We start from the raw sequence: 2,346 nt of genomic DNA, 5'->3' as shown, positions 1-2,346 counted from the left end.
GGCGATGTGCAGTCGTGTGCTGGGGCGTTGGCGAAGTTGAAGGAGCATTACGGCGGCTGGGACCCCCGCACTTTGTTTGTTTTCGTGGGGGATTTGTTTGATCGGGGTCCGGATGCGGCTGGGGTGGCGGAGCTTATCGGGGTGCGGCCGCCGGACAATGTGGTGTTGGTGGAGGGCAATCACGACGAGAACCTGCGTTTCTTGCTCGCCGGGCTCTCGCGTGCTGGGTTTCCCGACACGCGCGTCTCGCTGGAGCAGCTGCGGGCGGTGGGGTACACGAAGAAGGACCTCGCGGACTTAGTTGAGCGTTTTGTGCCCGCCTATGCCCTGCGTTTCGCGGGCCGCTCGTTCCTCGTCACCCACGCCGGGCTCGCCCCGGCCACCATCGACGCGATCATGCACGTGGATGACCAGGGACGGCGCGCCTACGACTTCACGCACCTGCCGCTGCGGCAGCTGCTGCTCGGCTCCTCCAGCCGCCAGCAGACCTACCGCGGCTTCTCGCAGTATGACCGCAGCGTCGAGGCGGCCCTGTCGCACCCCCAGATTGTGCAGGTCCACGGTCACCGCAACGGCACCCGCACCGAGTCGCCGGGCCCGGAGGCGGCCGCCCCCAACGTGTGGGCCTTGGAGCAGCGGGTGGAGCACGGCGGGCACCTGGCGGCCCTGGAGGTGAACGCCGATGGACGGACACAGGTGGTGCGCTTCCGGGAGGAGCGCACCACCCCGGCGTTGGACCCCAACAGTCTGTTGGCGCACATGGCGGCCCACCCGGAGGTTATCGTGCGTCCGGTGGAAGGGCTGCCGGGCGTGGTTTCTTGCAATTTCACGCGGCGGGCTTTTGCCACCCGAAAGTGGGACGACGTGTCCTGCAAGGCGCGCGGGCTGTTCCTGGACCGGGAGTCGCGCGTGGTGGCCCGCGGCTACGACAAGTTCTTCAACGTGGGCGAGGCGCTCGCGCCGCGGGACTTGGACGACGTCGTCACCCGCGGCCTCGGCCGCCCGCTCACGGTGCGGCGCAAGTGGAACGGCTACCTGGCCCTGGTGGCGGTCGTGGCGGGGGAGCTGCGCGTCTTCTCTAAGGCGGGCGTCACGCCGTACTCACGGCACGCCGCGGAGATGCTCCAGGCGCACTTGGGGGAGCGGGTAGCCGAGTTGGCGGCGCGCCTGGCGCAGGCCGAGGTCACCCTCACGTTCGAGGTGATCTCCGAGCGCGATCCGCACCTCGTCGACGAGGGGGCTAATCAGCTGGTGCTGCTCGACGCGATCGCCAACCAGGAGACGTTCACGCTGCGCCCTGCGGTGCGGGCCGAGGTGGAGCGGGATTTTGGGTTCGTCAGCCCGCCGGTGGAGGTCATCAGTGAGGCCGCCGACGACGCCGCCCGCCTCGCCCTGGCCGCGCGCGCTGCGGCCTGCGAGGCCGAGGGGGCCGAGGGCCTGGTGATCACCTACGGGGATGGGCAGCTGACGAAGTACAAATCCGCTGTCTATACGCGCCGCAAGGCGTTTCGAAGCCTGGTGGAGCGACACTTGGCGGGCCGCAAGGTGGAGCCGCGTGGCGCGGGTGCCGAGCTTTTCGCCCGGTTCCTGGAGAGGGACGATCTGACGGGCTTCTGGGTGGAAGGCCTGCGCGGCCCCACGCTCAACATTCCGGCCCTCGTGGCCAGCCTGTGAGAGCTGCGGGGCGGGTGTGAGCGATGTCTCCACCGGCCCCGCTGCCTGTCAGCTCACCGCAAACCGGGGCTTGTTCAGGAAAATTCGGGCCGTTCGTCAGCTGGTGCCGAGGACGGGTGGGGCGGCCTGCCTACCGTCGGGGGGTCACAGCAACGGGGCCTGCGGCCTGCTGGTGCCCTGAGTGCGCAGCGGGCCGGGGTGCGGGCCCAGGAACGGAGCGGAGAGACAAGTGCGCACGATGTTTGTTTTGCGGGGCGCGCCTGGCGTCGGTCAGGGGGCGGCACTGCGAGAGCAGGGACTGCAAGAGCTGGCGGTGGGGGAGCACGACCTGCTGCCCGCCTTTTCCACCCCGTTCACCGACCTGGAGGGGCAGCGGGTGTGGTCGCTGGCGCATGGGGCGGGTGCGCAGGTGCGCCAGGCGCTGCGCCAGGCGGTGGAGTTGCGGCTGCGTCTGGGCGGCACCCTGTTGCTGAAGGGGGTGCATGCCCACCGTCCCGATTGGCAGGATTTGACTGACCTGGCGCAGGACCACGGCTACCAGGTGTACGTGGTTAACGTCCAGGACGGGGTGAGTGACGCCGAACTGCTGCGCCGCAACGAGGAGCGGGCGGGCAGCATCGGCTACGTCGATCCCGCCGTGGTCACCGAGATCGCGGCCCGGGTGCGGGCGGG

At 69.6% G+C, this 2,346-nt stretch carries 1 protein-coding gene and 1 pseudogene; both read left to right on the top strand.

Annotated features, from left to right (window positions below):
- A partial coding sequence (locus tag BSZ40_RS11120) for an RNA ligase (RefSeq protein ID WP_143180975.1) occupies positions 1 to 1,674 on the top strand: 1,674 nt, incomplete at its 5' end.
- A 229-nt stretch (positions 1,675 to 1,903) separates the two neighbouring features.
- A pseudogene (locus BSZ40_RS11115) lies at positions 1,904 to 2,346 on the top strand (RNA ligase); the annotation flags it as partial.

This window comes from Buchananella hordeovulneris, assembly GCF_001907235.1.
GTDB classification, from domain to species: Bacteria; Actinomycetota; Actinomycetes; order Actinomycetales; family Actinomycetaceae; genus Buchananella; species Buchananella hordeovulneris.
This window is presented reverse-complemented; position numbering and strand designations above follow the sequence as displayed.